This window comes from Mechercharimyces sp. CAU 1602, assembly GCF_024753565.1.
Classification (GTDB): Bacteria; Bacillota; Bacilli; order Thermoactinomycetales; family JANTPT01; genus Mechercharimyces.
Genome location: NZ_JANTPT010000002.1, coordinates 236036 through 255880, shown reverse-complemented (window position 1 = coordinate 255880; position 19845 = coordinate 236036). Strand labels below are relative to the sequence as shown.

The window sequence follows — 19845 nt, the reverse complement described above, 5'->3', positions numbered from 1 at the left end:
AACCCTCACTTCAGATTTTTCTGTGAGGGTTTTTTGGATTGAGAATAAGTGTCCGATTTTACTTTTACAACTTCCACTCAATCTCTTGCTGTCCACTCGCGCGCAGAGCGTCATTGATGCGAGTAAATGGTTGGCTACCGAAGAAGCCACGGTGAGCGGAAAGGGGTGAGGGATGAGCTGACTCAATGATGATGTGTCGCTGATCATTGATGAGAGTTCGTTTCCTGCGTGCTGGGTTTCCCCAGAGAACGAAAATAACAGGAGTCTCTTTCTCATTCAATCTGTGGATGATGGCATCAGTGAAGTTTTCCCATCCTATTCCCTTATGAGAATGAGCTTGGTGTGCACGCACGGTGAGTACGGTATTAAGAAGTAATACGCCTTGTTTTGCCCAGGGGACGAGTGTTCCTTCTTGAGGAAAATTCGTCCCTACATCGGCGCTCATCTCTTTAAAGATATTACGCAGGGAGGGGGGGTGAGGTTGTCCTGGGGGGACGGAGAAGGCAAGTCCGTGGGCCTGTCCCTTATTGTGATAAGGATCTTGTCCCAAGATCAATACCTTTACCTCTTGATAAGGTGTCAACTTAAGAGCAGTAAAAGTTTGATTGGAGGGTGGATAGATCGTATGATGCTGACGTTCCCGTTCCACAATGAAGCTTAACTGCTGAAAGTATGACTTTTGCACCTCTGCGGTAAGAAGCTCCCACCCAGCCGGAATAGACGTGGTTAAGTCGCTCATTGTGCTGTATCGACTAGTAGTGAGGTTAAGATGGCTCTCTCTCTTTCACCCAAAGGAGTGCTGCGTTGCTCTTTATAATCGAAATGGATGAGGACAGCCTTACCTATAGCGATCAGCTCACCACTGTCACGATCACGGATGTGATGGATAACCGTAAAGCTGCTATTGCCGATCCGTTCCACCTGAGTGGAAATCGTGAGCCATTGAGAAAATCGAGCTTGTGCTTTATATTCACAGCTGGTGGAGGCAACAATGAGTCGCCATTCTTTAACATCCATCTGTGGATCTAGTTTCGAAAACAATTCCATTCTGGCGGTCTCCATATATGTATAGTAGACAGCATTATTAACATGACCCAATCCATCGCATTCATTAAATCTTACTTGAATTTCTGTTGTGAGCATATTGTTTTCCTCCTTAAGATCATAAGTTTAAACTATTACTATTTATCCTATCATAAATGGAGGAGGACTTTTAGAATCTCACCTCTTTGCCCATAATGATGGGGAGTAGAAAGGGTGTTGACTTCAGCCGCCAGTGGGATACAATAGACGGAGCAAATGAACACAAATAACGGGGTTAATTGTTTTATTTACCATATAAAGGGTGATTGATTGATGGCTGATAAGAAAACATTTGGACTGAGCAAAGAACAAATTCATGAAGCAAGTATGGTAGAGCTCGCATATCTGCTCTTGAAGCAGAAGGGCGAACCGATGCTTTATCAAGATATCTATGAAGAAGTGGCTCAGATCAAAGGAATGAATAAGGAAGAAAAGGCGCACTTTATTTCACAACTATATACAGAGATTACAATTGATGGCCGCTATATATGTGTAGGTAGAAGCTTGTGGGGATTAAAGAAATGGTACTCTCTCGATCAAGCTACCGATTCAGCCGTAGCCGCCAATGTAAAAGAAGACGACTTTGCAAATGAAGAGCTAGAAGAGTTTGAAGAAGAGCCAATCGAAGAAAATGATGCCATCGATGACGATGAAGATGCGGGTTTCCATGAATTTGACGCTGATGACGAGGATTTTGAAGACATGGACAGCGAAGATGATGACCTTGAGGAAACATCTTGACAAGCAGGATGATCAAAGGATAAAATGATGCTTGGGCTACAGAAGAACGGATGATATAAAGCAAGTTGAAGAGCGTCCCCCAATTAATGGGTGGGCGCTCTTTTCTATTTGTATATAGTGGGACAAACTATGCTGGGAGGCTAAAATCCATGACTAAATTTATCTTTGTGACAGGTGGCGTGGTTTCTTCTCTAGGAAAAGGGATTACTGCTGCTTCGCTAGGGCGTTTGTTAAAAAATCGGGGGTTATCGGTTACGATACAAAAGTTTGATCCTTATATTAATGTGGATCCTGGGACGATGAGTCCTTATCAACACGGTGAAGTGTTCGTAACGGATGACGGTGCAGAAACAGACTTGGATTTGGGTCATTATGAGCGCTTTATTGACATAAATCTGAGCAAATACAGCAATGTAACTACTGGTAAAATTTACTCAACAGTGATTAATAAAGAACGTCGTGGGGACTATTTGGGTGGAACGGTACAAGTTATTCCGCATATCACTAATGAGATTAAAGATCGTGTCTATCGCGCTGCACGGGAAACACACCCTGATGTGGTTATAACTGAAATTGGGGGGACAGTGGGTGATATTGAAAGTTTACCTTTCCTAGAAGCGATTCGGCAGATGAAAAGCGAAGTTGGACGTAACAATGTTATGTATATACACTGTACGCTCATTCCGATGTTGAAGGCTGCAGGAGAGTTGAAGACGAAGCCGACGCAACATAGTGTGAAGGAATTGCGCAGTATTGGGATTCAACCTCATCTCATCGTTTGTAGGACGGAGTATCCACTGTCGGCAGATATGCGTAACAAGATTGCACTTTTCTGCGATATTGATGCTGATGCTGTGATCGAAGCGAGAGATGCAGAAACGTTGTATGAAGTTCCACTCATGTTGCAGGCACAAAAAATGGATCAGATCGTGATTGAACACCTCGGTCTGGCTTGCAATGAAGCGAATATGACAGAGTGGACAGCTTTAGTCCAAAAAGTAAAAAACCTACAACAGCAATTGACGATTGCCATCGTCGGGAAGTATGTTGCTTTGCCGGATGCGTATATGTCTGTTGTGGAAGCATTAAAGCATGCAGGTATCGCTAATGACTCTGATGTGGAGATTCGCTGGGTAGATTCGGAATTGTTGACGCTAGCGAATGTAGAAGCAGAACTGGGGAAGGTAGATGGCATCCTTGTTCCAGGTGGATTTGGTGATCGCGGAATTGAAGGAAAGGTTACTGCTATTCAGTATGCACGTGAACAGAAGGTTCCTTTTCTTGGGATATGTCTCGGGATGCAAATGGCATGTATTGAAGGAGCACGTCATGTGGCTGGATTGCAGAACGCCAATAGCTCTGAATTTGATGCAGAAACGCCGCATCCAGTTATCGATCTATTGCCAGAACAAAAGGAGATTGAGGACTTGGGGGGCACGATGCGGCTTGGGTTAGAGCCGTGTAAGTTAAAGCCGGACACAATTGCACAACAAGCATACGGGAATGGGCTTGTCTATGAGCGTCACCGCCACCGTTATGAGTTTAATAATGCCTATCGTGAACAGATGGAGCAGGCGGGATATGTATTCTCTGGGACTTCTCCTAATGGCCGCTTAGTTGAGATTGTCGAACTAAAAGATCATCCTTGGTTTGTCGGAAGTCAGTTCCATCCTGAATTTACTTCTCGTCCTAATCGACCCCAGCCGCTATTTAATCAATTTATCATGGCTTCTTTGCGTTTGAAAAAATAAGTGAGAAAGATTTTTTGTAAGCAAAAAGTCAACAGACTGTTGAGATAGTCTCAGCAGTCTGTTTTTAGTCTTTTAAAAGAGCGGGCCAGGGAAATGTTCAAATAGTGGCGTGTTGTTATAAAGAAAATATAGGGTTGAACACCACGCATTTTATGATATTTATGTTAATAATTAGGTTTGATATGAAACTGATCTCCTGCTTCGCGTTATATGTATACAATGAATCATTTTTTTTTAGGTGTAGGAAGAAGGATATTATTGTCGTTACACGAACTATAAAAAATAAGGAAAAGGTTGCTTTCGATTTGATTATTCTGGATAAAATGAATCTCTGAGGGAGGGGGGAAGGTGTCGATGAGAAATAAGAAAGTACTAATTGTAGATGATCAGTACGGTATACGCATATTGTTAAAAGAGGTGCTCTCCAGAGAGGAATTTTCTGTTTTTCAAGCGGAGAATGGAAGTGCAGCGTTGGAGATTATTGATGAACAAGACCCTGATTTGATTTTACTCGATATGAAGATGCCAGGCATGGACGGAATTGAGATGCTGCGAAGATTGCGGATAAAACGTCCGCATACCAAAGTGATCATGATGACGGCATATGGTGAGTTAGATTTAATGGAAGAGGCGACAAAGTTGGGGGCGCTTGCTCATTTTACAAAGCCATTTGATATTGATGAATTACGCTTAGAAGTGGTGAAGCAGCTCGTTTCCTAAAAAAGAGTCGAAGCAAAGGGGAGGGGTAGTGTGAAGGCCAATTTACGTGTTCGTATGAGTCAGGCAGATGCTCACTACGGTGGGGATCTGGTGGATGGGGCTCGCATGATGGCTCTCTTTGGAGATGTGGCGACGGAGTTGTTGATTCGACAAGATGGGGACGAGGGGTTATTTGTCGCCTATGATCAAGTTACTTTTACAGCGCCAGTGTTTGCGGGGGATTTTATCGAAGTAGTTGGGCGGATTGAAAAAGTGGGACATACATCCCGAAAGATGAGTTTTACCGCATATAAGGTGATTGCCGGTAGCAGAAATGCGGATGAACCCTCTCGTGCTACACTCTTATCTGAGCCTATGGTTGTGGCCAAAGCTTCAGGTACATGTGTGGTGCCGTTGGAGAGACAGCGGGAGGGGAAATAATGACGGAAAAGTTGATGATTACGGTGGCTCTAGTCGGAGCGGAGGCTAGTCGTGCTGATCACCCTCAGTTACCGTTAACCGCTGTCGAGATTGGTAAGGCAGCCGAAGCGTCATGGAGAGCGGGCGCAGCGATCGCTCACATCCATGTGCGTGATCATCTAGGGAATGCTAGTCAAGATGCAGGGTTATATCGGGCTGCCATGGATGAGATAAAAAAGCGCTGTGATATAATTATTCAAGTATCGACAGGTGGAGCGGTGGGGATGAATATCGAAGAGCGGGCACAGCCGCTTTCGCTATATCCAGAAATGGCAACGCTTACAACAGGGTCGATCAATTTTGGAGAGGATGTATTTTTAAACACTCCGCAAGATATAAGGATGTTGGCAAGGACGATGAAAGAAAATCGTATCTATCCGGAGTTTGAGATTTTTGATGTCGGAATGATCAGAAATGCATTGCAACTTGTGAAGGAGGGGATTGTAGGTAAAAATCATCATTTCGATTTTGTTATGGGTGTACCGGGAGCTATTCCTGCAACCGCAAGTAATTTGGTACATTTGGTTGCACAACTACCAGCAAGAGCAACCTGGAGCGTGGCTGGTATCGGACGTGCGCAACTGCCTTTAGCGACAATGGCGATGGTGATGGGGGGACATGTACGCGTAGGGTTAGAGGATAATTTATATTTTCGCAAAGGTGAATTAGCTTCTAATGAACAGCTAGTGGCGCGAATAGCCCGTATCGCAAAAGAGTTGGAGCGTCCCATTGCTACACCTGGGGAAGCCAGAGAGATATTGGGCATATCATAGGCGCGTAAAAGATTGCGAAGAGGAAAGGATAACTGCAGTTAGGTAGTTTTGTGATAAAATAGAGGAAATATAGAGAAGATAAGGGTGATTGAAGAGGCATGTCAACGGCAGAACACGATATAGACTGGGAAACAGCATTAGATGAAGTTGATCTGGCGCAGGTGTTAGCGGAAGTTGATGGAGCACTATTGGATAATTTAGCGGAATCTCTCCGATTTCCCACCTATGAAAGTTTATTGCGGGCATCAGTCCAAATAGCAGAAGAAGTGTATACATTGTATCGTTCCGATGGCGTTTGGGTGATGTGGAGTCCGAGTCGCTACAAGGAAGAGGACCCGCTCTTTTTTTATTTTCAGGAACCGTTGTTAGAGCATTTACATACCCACTACGAGCTTGTCGAAGAAGGTATCTCGTTTGTTTCACTGCTCGCTGAGCTAACTCAGATGAAAGCATGTATGTATTGTCATATGGAGTTTGATCCGTTCGATCCATTGCGCATCGAATTAGGGATTGAACGTTTTTTGCGTGAAGAAGGGGATGACAGCGAATACTGTTCACCTAAATGTGCGATGACAGCCATCTATGAAGAGATGCAGGATTGATGGCTGACTTCATTTAGCGGAAAGTGGTATAATGTCGAATGATCATCACCCACACATCCAATGAAGGAGGACGTAACAATGCCACTCGTACCAATGACAGCTTTTTTGCCTCGCGCGAAAGAAGAGGGCTTCGCTGTGGGACAATTTAATATGAACAATCTTGAGTTTACACAAGGAATCATGGAAGCGGCAAAAGAAGAGCAGTCTCCTTTTATTTTTGGGGCAAGTGAAGGTGCTATTCGCTACATGGGTTTAGAAAATGTAGTAGCATTAGCTAAAATTGCTGCTAGAGAGGCAAATGTTCCGGTAGCTTTGCATTTAGATCACGGTAGTAGTTTTGATGTAGTGATGAAGTGCATCCGTGCCGGCTTCTCTTCAGTGATGTTTGATGGTTCTCATTATCCTTTAGAAGAGAATATTCGTCTTACTCAGGAAGTGGTGAAAGCCGCCCATGCGGTTGGGGTCTCGGTAGAGGGAGAATTAGGTACTATCGGCGGTGTGGAAGACGACCTTGAAGTGGATGAGGCAGATGCACAATTGGCAAACCCAAAAGAAGCAATCCGCTTTTGGCAGGAGACACAGGTAGATGCTATGGCGATTGCGGTTGGGACTGCACATGGAATGTACAAAGGAGAACCAAAGATTAACTTTGATACGATTGCGGAGGTAAGTAGGCAGATCGATGCTCCCATCGTTCTTCACGGCGGTTCGGGTGTTCCTGATGCGGCGATTCAACGTTCCATTGAGCTGGGTGTCGGAAAAATTAACGTTAATACGGAAAGCCAAGTTACGTGTACACAGGCGATTCGTGAACGATTACAGTCGGATCCGGATATGATTGATCCGCGTAAATACTTAGGTCCAGGACGAGAAGCGATTAAAGAGACCGTGCGTTCCAAGATGCGTCTATTTGGAAGTACGGGCAAAGCATAAGGGAAGAGGTTGAGGAGGATATTATGAAATTTTTTATTGATACAGCCATTGTTGAGGAGATTAAAGAGGTTGATGAGTGGGGATTGCTTTCAGGAGTAACCACTAACCCAAGTCTGATCGCAAAATCTGGACGAGTTTTTGAGGAAGTTTTGCAGGAGATCGTGGGGATTACCACTGGCCCCGTCAGTGCTGAAGTGATGAGTCCTGATGCGCATGGCATGATTGAAGAAGGTCTCCGCCTCGCCAAAATTTCAGATCAAATTAACATCAAGGTACCGATGACGTTAGAAGGGTTAAAAGCTGTACATCGCTTTTCGCAAGAGGGAATCAAAACAAATGTTACCCTCATCTTCTCCACTAATCAAGCCTTGATGGCAGCGAGAGCAGGTGCCTCTTTTGTTAGTCCTTTTATCGGGCGTTTAGACGATATCGGATACGACGGCATCGCCCTGATTGGGGAAGTTGCAGAGCTTTTCCGTATTCACGGTTTACAGTCAGAGATTATTGCTGCTAGCACTCGTCATCCGGTACATGTGACCCAGGCCGCTCTAAATGGAGCGCATATCGCTACCGTGCCATATAAAGTGTTGACACAGTTGGTTCGTCATCCTCTTACGGATCAAGGGATTGAGAAGTTTCAACAGGATTGGGAACAAGCATTAAAATAGAGAAAGTAGTTTAAGCGACCGGCGGTGGAATCAAACTCCCCGCCGGTATACCTTTATCAAGGCACATGAACGTTTTATTTGCGAGGAGGTGAGGGTGACCATGCTGTGTGTAAAAGGGAGAACTCCTCTAAGAGGAAGTGTTGCTATCGGTGGAGCTAAAAATAGTGCTGTCGCTTTAATACCGGCTACTTTATTGGCGCAAGAGCCTGTTGTTATTGAAAATGTACCGGCGATTGAGGATGTTAAGACTTACTGTGAACTTCTGCAACAACTAGGTGCAACTGTACAGGTTGATGGAGATGAACTAACGTTGGATACGAGCACTGTCGATAATATTCCAATCGGTAACGAGAAGGTACAGAGCATGCGTGCCTCATACTATCTAATGGGTGCACTCTTAGGTCGGTTTAATGAGGTGACGATTGGCTTTCCGGGCGGTTGCCATCTAGGGCCGCGCCCGATTGATCAACATATTAAGGGATTTGAAGCGCTAGGAGCAAATGTACAACGAAAGGAGGGTGAAATTCGTATTGAGGCTAATCAGTTGCGCGGGGCGCGTATCTTTTTAGATGTAGTTAGTGTAGGTGCGACAATTAATATTATGTTGGCAGCCGTATGTGCGACGGGACAAACGGTGATTGAAAATGCGGCTAAGGAGCCAGAGATCATTGATGTGGCAACTTTGCTTTGTTCTATGGGTGCGAAGATTAAAGGTGCGGGAACAGATGTGATCAGGATAGTGGGTGCTTCAAAACTAAGAGGTTGTCGTCATTCCATTATTCCAGATCGGATTGAAGCAGGCACCTATATGATCGCAGCTGCAGCTACTGGTGGCGAGGTAGTTGTGGAACATGTGATTCCTAAGCATTTGGAACCTTTAACAGCTAAACTTCGTGAGATGGGCGTTACGGTAGAAGAGTCGCTAGAGGAGATCTTTGTGAAGGGTAGCGATCGATTACAAGCAGTTGACGTAAAAACATTACCTTATCCCGGATTCCCCACTGATTTACAACAACCATTTACCGCGTTGTTGACGCAAGCAGACGGAACAAGCTTAGTAACGGACAATATCTATTCCGGCCGTTTTAAATATATTGACGAATTACAGCGTATGGGGGCTCACGTGCGTACACAGGGGAGAGTGGCTGTCGTACAAGGGAGAAGTAGCTTATCAGGTACTCAAGTGCGAGCGAGTGATTTGCGTGCAGGGGCAGCTCTATTAGTGGCGGGTCTTATTGCTGAGGGTGTGACCAAGGTAGGAGAAACACATCACATCAGGCGAGGATATGAACAGATCGAACGGAAATTGGTGCAATTAGGAGCAGAAGTTTGGAGTGAGTAAGAGAGATCTGTCATCAAATATAGAGTGTAATATAACAAGTGATTGTGATACTCTATTATATAGATGAGATGTCTATAGGGAGTGGATTCCGATGGAAAGAAGTTTAACGATGGAATTGGTTCGAGTGACAGAAGCGGCAGCCATACAGTCAGGGCGTTGGATGGGATTCGGAAAAAAAGATGAAGCAGATGAAGCAGCGACCAGTGCGATGCGGAAAGTGTTTGACACCATCCCGATGCGTGGCACAGTAGTGATAGGCGAAGGAGAGATGGATGAGGCTCCGATGCTTTATATTGGGGAGAAATTAGGTCTGGGATATTTGCCTGAAGTAGATGTAGCGGTCGACCCTCTTGAGGGAACCAACATCGTTGCACACGGATTATGGAATGCACTCTCAGTAGTAGCGATAGCAGAGCGTGGTCATCTTTTGCACGCGCCTGATATGTATATGGATAAAATTGCGGTTGGACCGGATGCTGTAGGCGTGGTTAATATTGATGCGCCGGTGAAGGATAATCTGCAAGCTGTGGCGAAAGCATCGGGGAAAGAGATTGCAGATCTGGTAGCGGTTATCTTGGATCGTCCTCGCCATGCCAAGCTGATCGAAGAAGTGCGAGCAGCAGGAGCGCGTATCAAGCTCATACCGGATGGTGATGTAGCAGCAGCGATGAATACAGCCTTTCCCGACACAGGGGTAGATATCTTGTTTGGGAGTGGTGGAGCTCCAGAAGGTGTGTTGGCAGCTGTTGCTTTGAAATGTTTAGGTGGAGAACTGCAAGGTCGACTGTTGCCGGAAAATGATGAGCAGGTCGAACGCTGTGCAAAGATGGGGATCCGGGAAGTAAATCAGATTTTGTATATGAACGACCTCGTCAAAGGGGATGATGCGATTTTTGCTGCTACGGGTGTGACGGACGGAGAGTTATTACAAGGGGTTCGTTACAGTGGAACCGTTGCGACGACGCATTCTTTGGTGATGCGTGCTAAAACGGGAACGGTTCGCTTTGTTGAAGGAAAGCATCGTTTGGAGAAGAAACCGAATCTCGTTTTGGGACAGGAATAGGTTGGTTCATATGAGGATAAAATGGATTGAGAATTCAAAAAAATAGTGTGGTGACGTTGTTAAAAATGGAAGTAACATTGAAAGTATTAGAGTCGAGCCGGATGGCGGATTTATTCCAATTAGCGAGGGATTATCATATTCCCTACTATAGTCAGATGAAGAAAAAAGAGCTCGTTCTCGCTATCTTAAAGGCGAATGCGGAGGCAGAAGGACTTCTGTTTATGTCAGGGGTTCTTGATATGATGGCAGATGGATATGGATTTTTGCGGGCTCATCAATACCTTCCCTCCAAAGAGGACATCTATATCTCTGCCTCACAAATTCGTCGTTTTAGTTTGCGCTCGGGAGATTTAGTAGCTGGAAAGGTGCGTCCACCGAAAGAGAATGAGCGTTATTATGGACTCCTCCACGTGGAGGCAGTAAATGGTGAAGATCCGCATCGCATTCAAAACCGCCCTCAGTTCTCCTCCTTAACTCCATTATATCCGCAGCAAAAGCTTTTTTTAGAAACGCAACCAGAACAGTTATCAACCCGTATTATGGATATGGTGACCCCAGTAGGATTGGGACAGCGTGGTTTAGTGGTGGCGCAACCTAAAGCTGGGAAAACGATGCTACTTAAGGAGATTGCCAATAGCATTACAACGAACCATCCTGAGGTAGAGTTGTTTGTCCTCTTGATTGACGAACGACCAGAAGAAGTAACGGATATGCAGCGCTCTGTTAAAGGGGAAGTTGTAAGTTCTACTTTTGATGAGGTGCCAGAAAATCATATCAAAGTGGCAGAGCTTGTAATGGATCGTGCGCAAAGGTTAGTAGAACAGAAGAAAGACGTGGTAATTCTCTTAGATAGTATTACGCGTTTGGCGCGCGCATACAATTTAGTGATTCCTCCAAGTGGTCGTACCCTTTCTGGAGGTATAGATCCGGCGGCTTTTCATCGACCAAAGCGATTCTTTGGTGCCGCGCGTAATATTGAAGAGGGCGGTAGCCTGACCATCTTGGCGACTGCATTGGTTGATACGGGTTCGCGCATGGATGATGTGATATATGAGGAGTTTAAAGGAACTGGTAATATGGAACTTCATCTTGAACGAAGATTAGCCGAGCGACGGGTATTTCCGGCTATCGACTTGCGACGCTCTGGGACAAGGCGTGAAGAGCTACTTTTATCGAAAGAGGATTTAGAAAAGTTGTGGTCACTGCGCAAAACGATGTCTGATAGCCCAGATTACGTGGAAGCGTTTTTGCGAAAACTGCGCTATTATAAGACAAACGAAGAATTTTTATCCTCATTACAGACGAACAACCCCCGTTCCTCCACAAATGCTTCTTAAAGGAAGTGTCATACTGTCTCATTCCCGCACATAAGGATTGGAGAGAACTTATTTTTCTTTTATGAAACCTAGGTGCGAGGTGATGAGATGACCAATAAAAAAGCCCTTCTCGCTTCTTCGCTTTCCTTATGTACAGTAACTTGGGTTACTGGTAACAGTTCAACCGCACTGGCCATGGATACAGATGAATTCCTCCCACCAGAGCGTATGGATACCAAAGAAGAGAAAGTTGCGCAACAAGCACTGGTGCAGTATTTAAATCCGATCGCATCCGTGGATGAAGACCATTTGGCCACCCCTGTATTGGATGAAGTCGTCTATCGTGTTAAAGGGGGGGATACTCTTTATGGAATTGGAAGAAAGTATGGAACTACTCCCAAAGAGATCGCTCTTCACAACGGAATTACCAACGATTGGGCAATTTACCCAGGTCAAAAGATTAAGATGCCGTACCAAGTAAAGCGTGTGCGTGTTCAGGAAAAAGATACGATCAAGAGTCTGGCAAAGAAATATAAGACCAGTCCTTCTTTGTTGCGCGTACTAAATGAAAAGGAAGATTTAGAACTTCTCTACGTAGGACAGGTTATTCGCGTTCCCAGTAAAGAAAAAATCAAAAAAGAGAAAGTGGCATTAGCCACATCGAAATCGAAGGCGAAGGTGGATGCTACTTCTGGTTTTATCTGGCCAGTAAAAGGGCAAATCACCAGTCGTTTTGGTTGGCGTGGAGGTGCCATGCATAAGGGGATGGATATCACCAACGCTAACAAGTCGGCCAATGTTATTGTAAGTGCTAAAGCGGGTGAGGTCACCCGCGCAGGCTATAGTGGTGGCTACGGAAATTTAGTTGTCGTTGATCATGGTGGTGGTTGGGTTACGTACTATGCACACTTAAGTAAGCTCATTGTTAGTAAAGGGCAACGGTTAGGTAGGGGAGAAGCACTGGGATATATGGGAACGACCGGGGACTCTACGGGTGTTCATCTCCATCTGGAGGTGCGAAAGCATGATAATCCGATTGATCCTCTCTCCGTCCTACCATAAATGTACAAGATCAGCACCTCTGTTGCGAAAAAAGATGTGGCATGCTATAATGATCCAGAGTTTCAAGATACGAATAGCGGATGGGTAGAAGAAAGAGGTGAGGGTTATGAAAACAGCAATTCATCCCGAATATAAAATGACGACCGTGACATGTGCATGCGGTAACACATTTGAAACAGGTTCGACCAAAGAATCCTTGCGTGTGGATATTTGTTCGGAATGCCATCCTTTCTATACAGGTAAGCAGAAACTGATCAACGCAGGTGGTCGTGTCGATCGCTTTAAGAAAAAATATAACATGAAGTAATTACTTCATAAGATAGGAAGAGCCATGTGGGATGGTTTTTTCCGGAAACAGGTGAGCGCCTAGCTCGCCTGTTTTTGCTTTTTAACTGGGGAAGAAGGAGATGAACATCATATATATGCAACAAGGTGCGATTCCTCCGCGTGAGGGGTGGATTGAGATTATCTGCGGAGGAATGTTTTCGGGTAAGAGCGAAGAGTTGATCCGGCGAATTCGACGCGCGCGTATTGCAAGGATGCGAGTTGTTGTTTATAAGCCCAAGATTGATGATCGTTATCGGGCAGGGGAGATCAGTTCACATAATGGTCTTCATGTGGAGGCCATCTCGGTAAATGTTGCGCAAGAAATTTGGGCTAGCTTACCGGATGAAGTGCAGGTTGTAGCAATCGATGAGGTACAGTTTTTTGATGACGAAATTGTAGAAGTGGCTAGCCGGATGGCAACAGAAGGAAAAAGAGTGATTTGTGCAGGTTTGGATCAAGATTTTCGTGGTCACCCATTTGGTCCCACACCGCAGTTATTAGCCGTTGCCGAACACGTTACGAAGCTGCAAGCTATCTGTGTTCATTGCGGGGCTCCTGCTAGCCGTACACAGCGTTTATTGCAGCAGCAACCAGCGAAAAAGGATGATTCGATAATTCAAGTGGGTGCGGCTGAACAGTATGAGGCGCGTTGTCGTCACTGTCACCAAGTAGAACTGTAGAGTAGTGGTACAAAATAGCATCATCTCTAGCCTTGTCCTTTGTACATACTAAGGACAGGGAGGTGCCTTTATGCTCAAGCGAATCGGAAAAGGATTTTTGCTGGTACTACTCGTAATAGGACTTGTTACAGCTTGTTCTTCTGAGCAAGAGGCGAATCAGCGCTATAAAAGTGATGATGGTTATCACGGTTTGTCCAATGCTAATCCCAATTTACGCGTTGGCGATTGGAACACAGCAACTGTGGGTAGTGATCAAAAGAAAATGGTAGAGACAGCAAAGATGGTAAATGGGGTAAAAGAGGCAAAAGCTAGGATCACAGGTCCTGATGCAGAAGTAAATGTGGTCCCTGTCGCTCAGTTAAATAAGCAAGAAATGGCACGCTTACAAACCGAGGTGGAGAAAAAAGTGCAAATAGCGATGCCTCGGTATCGTGTGGATGTCAAGGTGAAAAAGAAACCAACTTCTTGGTTAGAGCGCCTCTTGGGAGGAACAGCAGAGTAGGAGCATAGCAAAAGCGGAGGAATAAATTTTCCTCCGCTTTTAGCTTTCTTATGTCGCGTACAGGGCGATAAGACCGAGTGAGATATTATAGGTGGCATGCGTAAGCATAGCTGTCGTTGTGTTGGTGCGCATGCGAATGACTCCAAGGATTAGACCGAGTATAAAGACGATAAATGTAGAGGAGCTCAATCCATATTGGCTGTGGAGTAAGGCGAATAAGAGTGAGCTTAATACGAGACCAAAGCGGGGCAATAATGCACCACGAAAGATCGTTTCTTCTCCGAGTGCAGCGGCGAACCCGAGTGTAAGCACACCCGGAAGGGATGCGGTTAGAGGCCCGATCAAACTTTCTGTCGCATCTTCAACTTCTTTATTTGTCATCGCTATACCTAAATAGTTGAAAATCAACTCAATACTGATGATAATCGCAAATAAAGCAAAGCCCATAAATACTCCTGTTGCCACATTAGAAAGGGTGGGTAAAACGATGCCTAATCGATTCAAAGTGGGAGTCAACTGATGACGAACCACCCACCCAACTCCAAGTAATCCCAGGATGAAGAGCATAATATCTTGTGCCCAGATGGATGCAAGTGGCATCTGCTGCTCCAAATCGGCTAAACTGTCTAGTCCCATTCCTAATGTCATAAACATTTGCAACAGGATCAGGGTGGAAAAGGAGAGGGAGACAGCGTGTACTTGCTGTGTGGGGTTAATGGGAATCACTTTTGCCACTAGTCGTCGCACGGCTGGAATGAGCAAGAACATACCCAATAGCGTGGAAATGCTGATTCCGACGATATAAGGAAGTTTCTCCATAAACAGTGCGGACGTGTTTGCTTGTGTGATGGTTTCTCCCGTAAAAGCGGGTAGCATCATGTTACCGATCGCTAACAACCATGAGAGTAGGAGTAAACCGACAGTAAGAAGAATCGTAATAACTCCCACAACCGTTCCGGCAGATGGGTTGTCTCCTCCTGATCGTAACCGATCTACGACATTAGCGAGTACGAGAATGAAGATAAACGGGAGAAAGGTGAATATCATCGATAAGATTTCTAACAAACCAATCGCCTCACGTTCTATTATGATTTCTTACTCCATCCTATCAGATTTTAGGGGAGTGGAGAAGTAAAAAGGGGGGTTACTCCATCATTTCTCTAGCTTTAGGCTATTCCCAGTCAGCGGTGGCGGTATACCCGGCTTTGACGCTTCCTGCCTCGGTCAACTATAATAGGAGGAGTGGCTTATTTTAGAAGTGGAGTGAAGTGCCTGTGTTACATCGATTGGAATCGATTCATGATCGCTATGAGGAGTTGAATCGCCTCCTTATGGATCCAGAAGTGTTAAATGACCCGAAGCGGTTACGTCAATATTCAAAAGAGCAATCTGATTTAGAGGGAAAACATCAAGCATATATGGAGTATAAGCAAGTCCTTGAAGAATTAGAAGGTGCTCGTTCCATGCAAGCAGATAAAATGGACGATGAGATGCGTGAAATGGTAAAAGCGGAGATTGATGAGCTGACCACAGCGAAAGAATCGCTTGAAGAACGCATCAAAGTATTGCTTCTTCCAAAAGATCCCAATGATGATAAAAACGTTATTGTCGAGATTCGGGGCGCAGCTGGGGGGGAAGAAGCAGCGTTATTTGCTTCCAATCTGTATCGTATGTACTCTCGCTATGCAGAGCGTTTAGGTTGGAAGACTGAAATCTTAGAAACGAACACCACTGGCCTAGGCGGCTTTAAAGAAGTAGTCTTCTCTATTCAGGGGAGGGGAGCGTACAGTCGCTTAAAGTATGAAAGTGGTGCTCATCGTGTGCAACGTGTACCAACTACGGAGTCAGGGGGACGTATTCACACATCCACAGCTACTGTCGCTGTGTTGCCAGAAGCGGAAGAAGTAGATATTGAAGTTCATGATAAGGATTTGCGCATTGATACATTTTGTTCCAGTGGGCCGGGAGGACAAAGTGTAAATACGACTAAGTCTGCGGTACGGATTACGCACCTTCCAACCGGTGTGGTGGTTTCGTGCCAGGATGAAAAGTCACAGATTAAGAATAAAGATAAAGCGATGCGCGTACTACGAGCTCGTCTGTTGGATCAGAAGCAACAAGAAGAAGCGGCAAAGATGGCAGACGCTCGAAAATCTCAAGTGGGCTCAGGAGATCGCAGTGAGCGTATCCGAACCTATAACTATCCGCAAAGTCGGGTAACCGACCACCGGATAGGGTTAACGCTGCATAAGCTGGAGCTAATCCTAGATGGTGATTTGGATGAAGTGATTGATTCACTCGTTTTAGAAGAGCAATCCTCACTCCTGAAAGAGGCAAGCGAATAGAATGGAGGAACCATTCGATGCATAAACTAGGTACGATTCGGGAAGCCTACCGACAGGCTTCTTCTTTTTTACGTGAGCATGGAATCGAAAGCGCAGACCGAGAAGCGGAATGGATGATGATTCATCTATTACAGCTTGAAAGAACATCCTATTTTCTACAGTTAGATCACCCTTTTCCCTCTACACTAGCTTCCCAACTAGAAGATATGTTACAACAGCGAAGCAGTGGATACCCCATACAGTATATATTGGGTGAGCATGAGTTTTATGGACGCGTCTTCGCTGTCAACCCTTCTGTGTTGATTCCACGTCCGGAGACAGAGCTTTTAATAGAGGCGGTGCTACAGCGAGCGGACAAGCTGTGGCAGGAGTCAGAGTTAAAGATGGCTGACATCGGTACAGGCAGTGGGGCAATCGTTACTACATTGGCGTTAGAACGCCCACAGTGGCAATGTTTTGCTATTGATGTGTCATCCGCTGCCTTGCAGGTTGCTAAGCAGAATGCGAATCAATTGGGTGTAGGCGAGCGAGTGAACTGGTCTGAAGGTGAGTGGCTCACCCCGCTCATACAGACAGGGGTGGAGCTGGATATCATCGTCTCTAACCCTCCCTATATTCCCAGTGTAGAGATCGCATCCTTGCAAGTAGAAGTACGCTCCCATGAACCCCACTTGGCGCTTGATGGAGGAGAGGATGGCTTATCTCCCTATCGCATCCTCAGTAAGCAGGCACAATCGTGTTTAAAAGAGCGGGGGATGATCGCATTTGAAGTGGGAGCAGGCCAAGGCGAAGAAGTAGCTGCTCTCTTGGAGGAGTGGTTGGAGCATGTAGAGGTGAAAGTTGATCTGGCTGGGATTGAGCGCATGGTAATCGGGTGGCGCACATAGAAAAGGGAAAAAGATCGCTCTTTTCTGCCCGTCAATGATTAAATGGAATGGAGCCTGTCCATAATGAAGATAACAGTTTCATGAGGGGGCTTCATTTTATGCGAATACGCACTTATACATTTTTATTGATGATAGCGGCATTAGTAAGCGGTTTTCTGTACCTGACCAATGGTGAAGATGCTGTAGTAGCGGCGACAACCTTTCAAGAAAATGACACTGCGATTCCAGAGGAGTCGATACGCCTCCGAATTTTAGCCAACAGCGATACTGTGCAAGATCAGGCACTGAAGCAGAAAGTAAGGGATGCCGTGCTAGAGGAGATGGGGGGATGGGTAAATCAACCTAATACCTTAGTAGAAGCGCGTTCACTAGTAAAAGATCACATTCCCACATTTGAAGGATTAGCAGCTAAAATTGTGAAGCAGCATGGCTACGATTATGAAGTGGATGTAGACTTTGGACAAGTTCCCTTCCCTACAAAAATGTATGGTAACCGTGTTTATCCTGCAGGTGAGTATGAAGCACTCCGTATCACAATCGGGGAAGGGGAAGGGGATAATTGGTGGTGTGTTCTCTTTCCACCTCTCTGTTTTGTCGATATGAGTAATGGCGACGCCGTCTCAGAAGATGAGAAAATCTCACAAGCGACAGCGATGGTGGCAGAGGCAGAGGCATTAGCCAATCCAGTTACGCGTACAGTTACTACATCCACAAAAGACAAGCCGGTTGAGGTAAGGTTCTTCTTCGTCGACTCCCTGAAGGAATTTTTCACCGGACTATTTAAATAAAAGGGGTTATACCATCCTTGTTCCAGTGGGACAGGGTTTTTGTTTTGTGTAGCTGAAAAAAGTGATATTCCTCTTCTCTAGTGCGTATAAATTGAAAGAGATGCGAGAGAACGAGGAGGGGACCTATAATGTTTTTGATTAGACGTGCGGAGGAACGTGATATCACTCCTATATGTCAACTGCTTTGTCAAGCGGGTCTACATGAAGAGGGGGTGGACAAGCATATTGATCACTTTCTTGTGATTGAACGAGAAGAGGATGAACAAATTTTAGGAGCTGTCGGAATCGAAGTATATGGAGACGAGGGATTATTGCGTTCCTTTGTAATAGAAAGTGAGGTTTGGAATGGAAAAGTAGGCTTAGAATTGTTCGGGGCAGCGCTCTCCTTTGCACAATACTTACGATTAACCAAGGTGTACCTCTTTGCCGGAGTGACTAAACGGTTTTTTGAGGAGGCAGGCTTTACGCAGGTTCCGTGGGAAGTATTACCTGTAGAGTTAAAAAAATCTGACCATATACACCATGCGCGTGAAAAAGGTGGAGTGCTGATGGTCACATCTTTGAGCCAAGTCAAGCAGTCACAAGTGTAACTTACCCATATCATGTTCTTACATGACCGCCTCTAACCGTAGCCGAGGGGCGTTTTGTTTTGCCAAGATGAGATGGTATGATGAAGAAGATATTTCATAGGGAAGGTGAACAGCAGTTGGATGAACGGAAGACTCAGAGGTGGGAGGTTTCATCTCATCCACCTTGGAATCAGGACGAGCGCAATTCGCTACAGCAAGCAGCGCAAATGTTAATGAAAGGTAAATTAGTCGCTTTTCCGACAGAAACAGTGTATGGGCTGGGGGCGGATGCTACCTCAGAAGAGGCAGTATATGAAATCTTTCGCGCAAAAGGTCGCCCAGCCGATAACCCGTTGATCGTTCATATTGGACAACTCTCGCAGGTTGAACAACTGGTATCGGGCGTTTCATCTGTGGCAGAACGGTTGATGTATCACTTTTGGCCGGGGCCTTTAACACTCATTCTCCCTCATAACGGTTCGGTTGCCACACCGGTGACTGCAGGCTTAGATACAGTGGGAATACGTTTTCCCCGGCATCCCGTAGCCGAGGCACTGTTGAAAGAGACAAATCTGGCTATCGCAGCACCTAGCGCTAATCGCTCAGGGCGACCTAGTCCAACAGAAGCGGCTCACGTGTGGAGTGATTTGCAGGGGAGAATAGGCGGATTATTGGATAGTGGATCGACAGGAATTGGGGTAGAATCGACAGTCGTTGACGTAAGTGGCGACATCCCTATGCTCCTCAGACCAGGGGGCATTGCTCGTGAACAATTAATGGAGGTGGTTCCACAGCTACAGGTGGATCCTGCCTTGATAGAGGGGAGCGTTCGCCCCCGCTCGCCTGGCATGAAGTACCGTCATTATGCTCCTATGGGGGATTTATGGTTGGTAGACGGAAAGCCAGAAGAGCAAGTCCTTCATATTCAAAGATTGGCTGATGAAGCATGCGCACTCGATCTGAAGGTTGCGATCTTAACGACGGAAGAGCATCAGTCGGCGTATGGTGATCATGCGGTAATTCTTTGTGGGCGACGCTCTGATCCAAGCAGTGTTGCTCACCATCTTTTTCGTGCATTGCGTCAATGTGACCAGATGGAAGCTCAAGTAATTTTGGCGGAAACTTTTCCGTCAGTCGGTCTATTTGACTCCGTGATGAATCGGTTGCAAAAAGCGGGGAAAGGCATGCTCTCACCCCATAGAAGTCCCACCTCCTTTTCTTCCCTGTTCTGATT

At 45.6% G+C, this 19845-nt stretch carries 23 protein-coding genes; 20 read left to right on the top strand and 3 right to left on the bottom strand.

From position 1 onward, the window contains the following. Positions 1-64: 64 nt before the first annotated feature. Both ung and NXZ84_RS12340 read right to left on the bottom strand, forming a co-directional pair. Positions 65-739 carry a uracil-DNA glycosylase gene (gene ung / locus NXZ84_RS12345; RefSeq protein ID WP_258840633.1) on the bottom strand — a complete coding sequence of 225 codons (675 nt, stop codon included), beginning with the start codon at positions 737-739 and terminating at the stop codon, positions 65-67. Further along, positions 736-1143 carry an acyl-CoA thioesterase gene (locus NXZ84_RS12340; protein ID WP_258840632.1) on the bottom strand — a complete coding sequence of 136 codons (408 nt, stop codon included), beginning with the start codon at positions 1141-1143 and terminating at the stop codon, positions 736-738. The genes ung and NXZ84_RS12340 overlap by 4 nt, the downstream gene beginning before the upstream one ends. 213 nt (positions 1144-1356) lie before the next feature. Here NXZ84_RS12340 and rpoE point away from each other — a divergent pair, with 213 nt between their 5' ends. The 15 genes from rpoE (at position 1357) to NXZ84_RS12265 (ending at position 14022) form a co-directional block, all read left to right on the top strand. Further along, a complete protein-coding gene (gene rpoE / locus NXZ84_RS12335) occupies positions 1357-1824 on the top strand; it encodes a DNA-directed RNA polymerase subunit delta (protein WP_258840631.1) in 468 nt (155 codons plus the stop codon). Between the two features lie 149 nt (positions 1825-1973). Continuing rightward, a complete protein-coding gene (locus NXZ84_RS12330; RefSeq protein ID WP_258840630.1) occupies positions 1974-3575 on the top strand; it encodes a CTP synthase in 1602 nt (533 codons plus the stop codon). A 354-nt stretch (positions 3576-3929) separates the two neighbouring features. Next, positions 3930-4295 carry a response regulator gene (locus NXZ84_RS12325; protein WP_258840666.1) on the top strand — a complete coding sequence of 122 codons (366 nt, stop codon included), beginning with the start codon at positions 3930-3932 and terminating at the stop codon, positions 4293-4295. Positions 4296-4325: 30 nt separating this feature from the next. Next, positions 4326-4715, top strand: a complete 390-nt coding sequence (gene kal, locus NXZ84_RS12320) for a 3-aminobutyryl-CoA ammonia lyase (protein WP_258840629.1) — start codon at positions 4326-4328, stop codon at positions 4713-4715. Beyond that, positions 4715-5527 (top strand): 3-keto-5-aminohexanoate cleavage enzyme, encoded by an 813-nt coding sequence (gene kce / locus NXZ84_RS12315; RefSeq protein WP_258840628.1) that lies wholly within the window; start codon positions 4715-4717, stop codon positions 5525-5527. Before kal ends, kce begins: the two co-directional genes overlap by 1 nt. A 98-nt stretch (positions 5528-5625) precedes the next feature. Then, positions 5626-6129, top strand: coding sequence for a hypothetical protein (locus NXZ84_RS12310; RefSeq protein WP_258840627.1), 504 nt, complete (start codon positions 5626-5628; stop codon positions 6127-6129). Positions 6130-6207: 78 nt separating this feature from the next. Continuing rightward, a complete protein-coding gene (gene fba / locus NXZ84_RS12305; RefSeq protein ID WP_258840626.1) occupies positions 6208-7062 on the top strand; it encodes a class II fructose-1,6-bisphosphate aldolase in 855 nt (284 codons plus the stop codon). 23 nt (positions 7063-7085) lie between these two features. Continuing rightward, on the top strand, positions 7086-7730 hold the full coding sequence (gene fsa, locus NXZ84_RS12300; protein ID WP_258840625.1) for a fructose-6-phosphate aldolase: 645 nt from the start codon (positions 7086-7088) through the stop codon (positions 7728-7730). Between the two features lie 94 nt (positions 7731-7824). Beyond that, positions 7825-9072 (top strand): UDP-N-acetylglucosamine 1-carboxyvinyltransferase, encoded by a 1248-nt coding sequence (locus NXZ84_RS12295; protein ID WP_258840624.1) that lies wholly within the window; start codon positions 7825-7827, stop codon positions 9070-9072. 91 nt (positions 9073-9163) lie between these two features. Further along, complete coding sequence (glpX, locus tag NXZ84_RS12290) at positions 9164-10135, top strand: class II fructose-bisphosphatase (protein ID WP_258840623.1); 972 nt, start codon at positions 9164-9166, stop codon at positions 10133-10135. A 65-nt stretch (positions 10136-10200) separates the two neighbouring features. After that, complete coding sequence (gene rho, locus NXZ84_RS12285; protein ID WP_258840665.1) at positions 10201-11472, top strand: transcription termination factor Rho; 1272 nt, start codon at positions 10201-10203, stop codon at positions 11470-11472. An 87-nt stretch (positions 11473-11559) separates the two neighbouring features. Then, the gene (locus tag NXZ84_RS12280; RefSeq protein WP_258840622.1) at positions 11560-12513 is read left to right on the top strand and encodes a M23 family metallopeptidase; all 954 of its coding nucleotides are present in this window, start codon (positions 11560-11562) and stop codon (positions 12511-12513) included. A 106-nt stretch (positions 12514-12619) separates the two neighbouring features. Continuing rightward, entirely contained in the window at positions 12620-12820 is a 201-nt protein-coding gene (gene rpmE / locus NXZ84_RS12275; RefSeq protein WP_258840621.1) for a 50S ribosomal protein L31, read from the top strand. A 100-nt stretch (positions 12821-12920) separates the two neighbouring features. Continuing rightward, positions 12921-13520: a thymidine kinase gene (locus tag NXZ84_RS12270; RefSeq protein WP_258840620.1), complete on the top strand. Its 600-nt coding sequence runs from the start codon at positions 12921-12923 to the stop codon at positions 13518-13520. A 70-nt stretch (positions 13521-13590) separates the two neighbouring features. Further along, positions 13591-14022: a hypothetical protein gene (locus NXZ84_RS12265; RefSeq protein ID WP_258840619.1), complete on the top strand. Its 432-nt coding sequence runs from the start codon at positions 13591-13593 to the stop codon at positions 14020-14022. Positions 14023-14070: 48 nt separating this feature from the next. Here the strand turns inward: NXZ84_RS12265 and NXZ84_RS12260 are convergent, their stop codons facing one another. Continuing rightward, complete coding sequence (locus tag NXZ84_RS12260; protein WP_258840618.1) at positions 14071-15087, bottom strand: CPBP family intramembrane glutamic endopeptidase; 1017 nt, start codon at positions 15085-15087, stop codon at positions 14071-14073. 209 nt (positions 15088-15296) lie between these two features. Between NXZ84_RS12260 and prfA the strand changes: the two genes are divergently transcribed. From prfA to NXZ84_RS12235, 5 genes are all read left to right on the top strand, one after another. Continuing rightward, positions 15297-16367, top strand: coding sequence for a peptide chain release factor 1 (gene prfA / locus NXZ84_RS12255; protein ID WP_258840617.1), 1071 nt, complete (start codon positions 15297-15299; stop codon positions 16365-16367). Between the two features lie 17 nt (positions 16368-16384). Beyond that, complete coding sequence (gene prmC, locus NXZ84_RS12250; protein WP_258840616.1) at positions 16385-17254, top strand: peptide chain release factor N(5)-glutamine methyltransferase; 870 nt, start codon at positions 16385-16387, stop codon at positions 17252-17254. A gap of 98 nt (positions 17255-17352) precedes the next feature. Beyond that, positions 17353-18042 carry a stage II sporulation protein R gene (gene spoIIR / locus NXZ84_RS12245; protein ID WP_258840615.1) on the top strand — a complete coding sequence of 230 codons (690 nt, stop codon included), beginning with the start codon at positions 17353-17355 and terminating at the stop codon, positions 18040-18042. A 128-nt stretch (positions 18043-18170) separates the two neighbouring features. Further along, positions 18171-18632: a GNAT family N-acetyltransferase gene (locus NXZ84_RS12240; RefSeq protein ID WP_258840614.1), complete on the top strand. Its 462-nt coding sequence runs from the start codon at positions 18171-18173 to the stop codon at positions 18630-18632. Positions 18633-18712: 80 nt separating this feature from the next. After that, on the top strand, positions 18713-19843 hold the full coding sequence (locus tag NXZ84_RS12235) for an L-threonylcarbamoyladenylate synthase (protein WP_258840613.1): 1131 nt from the start codon (positions 18713-18715) through the stop codon (positions 19841-19843). Positions 19844-19845: the final 2 nt, after the last annotated feature.